The organism is bacterium, assembly GCA_040754625.1.
Lineage (GTDB): Bacteria > JACRDZ01 > JAQUKH01 > JAQUKH01 > JAQUKH01 > JAQUKH01.
Map to the genome: position 1 here is coordinate 1 of JBFMCF010000016.1, position 5,394 is coordinate 5,394.

At 34.1% G+C, this 5,394-nt stretch carries 3 protein-coding genes; all 3 read right to left on the reverse strand.

The window, feature by feature from the left end:
- Positions 1-220: 220 nt before the first annotated feature.
- Genes AB1498_00960 through AB1498_00970 form a run of 3 tightly spaced genes read right to left on the reverse strand, consistent with a single transcriptional unit; the run spans position 221 to position 5,332 of the window.
- Positions 221-2,713 carry an ATP-binding protein gene (locus AB1498_00960; protein MEW6086872.1) on the reverse strand — a complete coding sequence of 831 codons (2,493 nt, stop codon included), beginning with the start codon at positions 2,711-2,713 and terminating at the stop codon, positions 221-223.
- 23 nt (positions 2,714-2,736) lie between these two features.
- Positions 2,737-3,864 (reverse strand): SDR family oxidoreductase, encoded by a 1,128-nt coding sequence (locus tag AB1498_00965; GenBank protein MEW6086873.1) that lies wholly within the window; start codon positions 3,862-3,864, stop codon positions 2,737-2,739.
- Positions 3,836-5,332 carry a radical SAM protein gene (locus tag AB1498_00970; protein ID MEW6086874.1) on the reverse strand — a complete coding sequence of 499 codons (1,497 nt, stop codon included), beginning with the start codon at positions 5,330-5,332 and terminating at the stop codon, positions 3,836-3,838. The genes AB1498_00965 and AB1498_00970 overlap by 29 nt, the downstream gene beginning before the upstream one ends.
- Positions 5,333-5,394 lie beyond the last annotated feature (62 nt).

The window sequence follows — 5,394 nt, forward strand, 5'->3', positions numbered from 1 at the left end:
TCCACTGCCCCATACATCCAGTTCGACTCGTTGCCGGCCGCGTCAATCGCACGGATACCGAGTGTGTATTTGCCGCTCCCGCATAAAAATCCGTTTTCATCTCTTCCAGTCCAGTTTATGTTGTTAATTTTCTTTTCCTCCTTGTTAATAATTCCCTCTAACTGGTTTTAGTATACTACTTTCCCATATACAGTCAAGGGAAATAGGTCAGGGATGGGGTTTATACTTTTGAAAGGCCGGGATTGTAATTATCTAAAACTCTCTTGAGGCCCGGAAGTTTCTGTTCGGGTTTTTCTTTGTCAGAAAATACCATTTCAACAGGCAGGTAAATATAAAAGGTGGTGCCTTCATTTATCTTGCTTTTAACATCAATCATGCCCTGGTGGTCGTTAATGATTTGATATGAAATGGAAAGCCCGAGGCCCGTGCCGTCATCCTTTGTCGTAAAAAACGGCGTAAATAAGCTTCCGATATTTTCTTCGCTTATTCCTTCTCCCGTATCAGCAATATCAATCCTGATATAATCTCTCCCTCTCATGTTGATTTTCTGGGTCGTCACACTCAATACCCCGCCTCTTTTCATGGCCTCAACCCCGTTCATAAAAAAATTGAGAAATACCTGTCTCATTCTCTCCGGGTCAAACATGATTTTGGGAATGGAATTATCCAGGTTTTTTTCGAACTTGACAGCCTTGCGTTTGGATTCCATCTGCACAAAAACTATTATTTTATCTATAAACTCATTTATGTTGCCAGGCACTAAATCTGTCCTTTTTGTCTTCGCAAAACCCAGAATTTCATCAACCAGGCGGGAAATCCTGTCCGCTTCCGAAGACGCCAGTTTCATAAAATTTGTCCTGAATTCCTCATTGTCGTAACGTTCGGGGAAAAGCTGGAAAAAGGTCTTTATAGTCCCAAGGGGATTTCGTATCTCGTGCGCTACGCCCGACACAAGAAGCCCGAGGGACGCGAGTTTATCCATATGCCGCACCATCTGGAATCTCTGCCTGTCCATCTCAATAAATTGGGCATTTTGGATCGCCACCGCGGCCTGGACGCTCAATGTGTTAAGAAGCTCAAGGTCTTCGTTGGAATAGGCGTCTTTATTTCCTTTCATGTCCATGCTGATTACTCCAACCAGTTTATCATGCAAAAAAAGAGGGATGGATATTTCTGCGAAAATCTCCTTCATCTTCTCCGCGATGAACCAGTAATTCAATCTTTGCCACTCTTTTTCCGAAATCCCAGAATTTTTCCTCAGGCTATTATCTTTTACCTCGCCATCCTTTCTGGATGATTCGTGAATCGCCCCTGCATTTACCCCATCAGAAATAGAATCCGACTTATCGGATTCGGCATTTCTGACGGTATCATTGGGCGTCATAAATGTCGCCCCTACATTGCTGGTGTCTGGTGTCTGGTATCTGGCGACTTCTTTTTCCTGTTCTTGACCCTCGACCCTTGACCCTTGACCCTCCTTATATTTCTTTATCACATCCTGATACAGCGGCTCTTCCAGCATCCGCTCTATTTCTTCTTTTATCACAATTTTATTTGTTTCTTTCAGCGCGTTTATGAAATTACCCGCCGGTTTAGCATAAAAAGATTTAGCCAATGCGGGATCCATTCCCTGAGAATAAAGCATTTTATAAAGGTTCCTTTTCTGGTCTAAAGCGATTATGGAAACTTTGCTGACATCGAACGCTATTGTCAATTGTTCGGCAATTATCTCAAGCAGGCTTTGCAAATCCAGCACATTCACCACGGCATTGCTCAATTCATTAACAATCTTTTTAAAATCATATTTCTCCTTGAAAAAAATGCCCCTGAATTTCTCCTGCAGTCTGGCAATAATCCTCGGATAAAATAAAGTCGCAATCAAGGTCATAAAAAACGCCGTTATAATTACAAACCAGTTTAATTCCACTAATTTTTCCGTTATTTGCCCAAAAAGATATTTTTCCCAGGAAATTAAAATAGGAACCGCGGCTGCCGCGCTTAGTATGGCCAAACTGCCGTAGGTTACGGCCTTGCTGATTACGGCGTGGATGTCCATGAGGTTGTAACGAAGAATAGCATAAGTTATTATAATAGGATATAAAAAACCGGCTAAATTACCATAAGGATAGATATCAACACCAAAAACCGGGATAAAAGACATTCCTCCACCAGAAAAACTGACCAGCATTCCCCAAATAAAATAATTTATCTGTGTTTTAGTTATACCAGTGCTTTTCCTTAATGCAATAAATAAAATTATATGACTTATTATAATTACTGTAAACCAAAAGGCTGTAAAAACTGAATAAAAAATGGTGGGGGGGTGCCCATCATAGTAAAAAGAATTAAAAACAAAAGCAACATTTTTAATAAATAAATCTGTAAAATTTATGAATAAAAAGAAAAAACCAATTGAATAGACAAAGTATATTGGCCAGTGTTCTTTTTTGTTTAAAAAAGTATAGACAAAATGCATAAATAATATAGGGATAAAAATTACACCAATATGCACTAACCGCCAATAAAATAATGCAACCTTTGGATCTTTTGTTATAGATATCTTTAAAGCTCCAAATCCCCAAATTGCAACTGAAATTGTAAAAAGTATCCATAGTTTATTGGCTAAATTTTCACGATTTTTTATAAAAACAAGAATCGCCATTGAACTGCTAGTAATTCCAATCAATAAGCCACTTAAACCAAAAAGATTCATAAAATAGTCAGCTCCAATTTTAATTAAAAATGTTTAGATAATACGCGTAGCGATGGTTTCTTTCTTGGTATAATAAATTCACATTGGACACAAAATTTAAATAAACGTCTCAAAAAAACATCATTTATTTTAGGCCATTTAAAATCTGTTTTGCCTAAAATTGTTTTAGTATTTTTTGAATCAAAATGTAATCCATAATTTAAGTATGGAATATATGGCCATATAATTCTCATCTGAAAAGGGCTTAGTTTTTCAAAACAAAAATTTATTTTAGATATAATCAAAGGTTTTTTAAATTTAAAATATTTACTAGAAATATCTAGGAATTTATTTAACACAAGTGTATCAGAATTAATAATATGATAAGTTAACTTATTATTGTTATCATTTTTATTTAAAGATATCCGCATTATTGCTTTTGCAACATAATCCACAGGCACTAAATAATAAATTGAATTCTTGTCAGCAGGAATTTCATTGAATAGTTCACTAAAAAATATTTGCAATGCTTGATAGAACATCTGAAAATTATTTGTATAACCAGTAACAGAATCACCCACAAGAATTCCTGGCCTATAAATAGTAATAGGTAATCCCTTTTTTTTATATTTTACAACTAATTTTTCTGCTTCAAACTTACTCTGTTCATAAGTATTATTAAATTTTTGTCCTAAATCCAGATTGTCTTCATAAAATACACCTTTACTATCCCCAGCAACAGCTATTGTACTTATATAGTGTACTTCTTTTAGATTATATTTCTTACATACCAAAGCAAATTTTAAAATGTTATCAGTCCCTTTAACATTGACTTTTCTTATAATCTTCAATGGGATATTAAATTTACATAAAGCTGCTGAATGATAAATTAAAGTAATCTTTTTTGTTAAATTATTAAACATTTTTTTTGATAATCCTAAATTTTCTTGTGTAATATCACCACGGATAATCTCAACTAATTTAGAAAATCTTTGTCTCTCTTTTGAAGATAAATGTTTTCCCAATTCCTGATAAACTCTTCTATCTGCTTCTTCTTGTGTTTCACCCCTACTTAAAACAATTATATTCCCCACATTATGTTTTATTAGTTCTTTTAGAATATAACTACCAAGTAAGCCTGTACTACCTGTAAGTAAAACTGTTTCCCTCATGGTTACTCCTTATTGTTAAATTTTCCGTATAATCATGATAATTTAATGCAGAAAGAATACTAACCACTGATGTAACATTACGATTCCATAATGACCTGAGAACAAAAAATGTCCTGTCTTTTTTAAACTCTAAAATACTTTTTATTGAAAAAATAATTCTTCCCTTTGTAAAACGACCTAAAAAACTATCATTATCTCGAACAAATACACCTCTATTCCAAATATTGTGCAATCTTTTATGAATATGATTATAGGAATAAATATTTTGAATTATTTCCTTATGCCCCTCATTTAATTGTTTTTCTGAGATCAAATGAGGTTTACAACAAATATTTTCTGCATTATATTTGCTCCAATCTTTGTGTAATATTCGCCCTTCCTTTTCTAATCTCTGTGATAACACCGTTCCCGGTAATGGAGTAATTATATTAACCATGGAAAACGCGATATTAGTATCATCGATAAATTTAGATGTCTCTTCAAAGATATTTTCATCATCCGCATCGCCGCCTAAAACAAATGAACCAAATACAGCAATTTTATTAGAATGGATTTTATTAATTGTTTCCTTATATTCTTCGACCTTATTTACATGGCTTTTATTCATTCTATCAAGAGATTTCTGAGAAACAGATTCAAATCCTATAAAAACCACACGGCAACCTGCCGCATACATCAATTTCAGTATTTTATCATCTTTTAATTTATTTATTGGAGCCTGACACCAAAACCTGATTTTCAAAGGTATTAAACTTTTCATAAATTCTTCAGCATAACTTGGCATAGCCAATAAATTGTCATCTGTAAAAAATATTATTTTTCTGGAATCAATTTTTTGTAAAGTTTTAACTTCTTCAATAACATTTTCTATAGACTTATGCCTATACTTTCTTCCATTAAACACCTTTACTGAACAAAACTCACAATCATACGGACAACCACGACCTGTTTGAATAGTAAAATCAAGATATTGATTAATTTTTAACAAATCCCATCTGGGTATTGGAGCGTTAGTTAAATCAGGAAAATCCGATGTGCGATAAAACTTTTGCAGATTTTTTTTTTGAGCGTCCCTTATAACTTGTTCCCATATCCCTTCCGCTTCACCAATTACCACAGAATCACAATGTTGAATCGCCTCATCAGGAAGCATAGAAACATGAATACCACCCATAACTACTGGCACACCTATCTTTTTGAATTGATCTGCAATTTCATATGAACGTGAAATAGAACAAGTCATTCCTGTAATTCCCACTAAATCTACTTTTTCATCAAAATCAATAGGTTCAACATTTTCATCGGTTAAAACAACTTCCACATCAGAAGGGGTTAATGCCGCTAAAGTAGGTAAAGCTAATGGAACACTACCAGCTTTTTTACCTGTAAGTTTGCAAAGTGTTTTCAAATCCCAAAAACTCTCCCCCCATTCAGGTTTTCTTGCCGGTGCGATCAATTTTATTTTCATGGTTTTTCACCTATTTAATTTTGAGTTTTGTATAAATCATTGATTATCTTTGATATAGTTAC

Coding starts and splice junctions, on each gene's coding strand:
- AB1498_00960 (MEW6086872.1), bottom strand. CDS start 2,713: ATGAATCTTTTTGGTTTAAGTGGCTTATTGATTGGAATTACTAGCAGT.
- AB1498_00970 (MEW6086874.1), bottom strand. CDS start 5,332: ATGAAAATAAAATTGATCGCACCGGCAAGAAAACCTGAATGGGGGGAG.
- AB1498_00965 (MEW6086873.1), bottom strand. CDS start 3,864: ATGAGGGAAACAGTTTTACTTACAGGTAGTACAGGCTTACTTGGTAGT.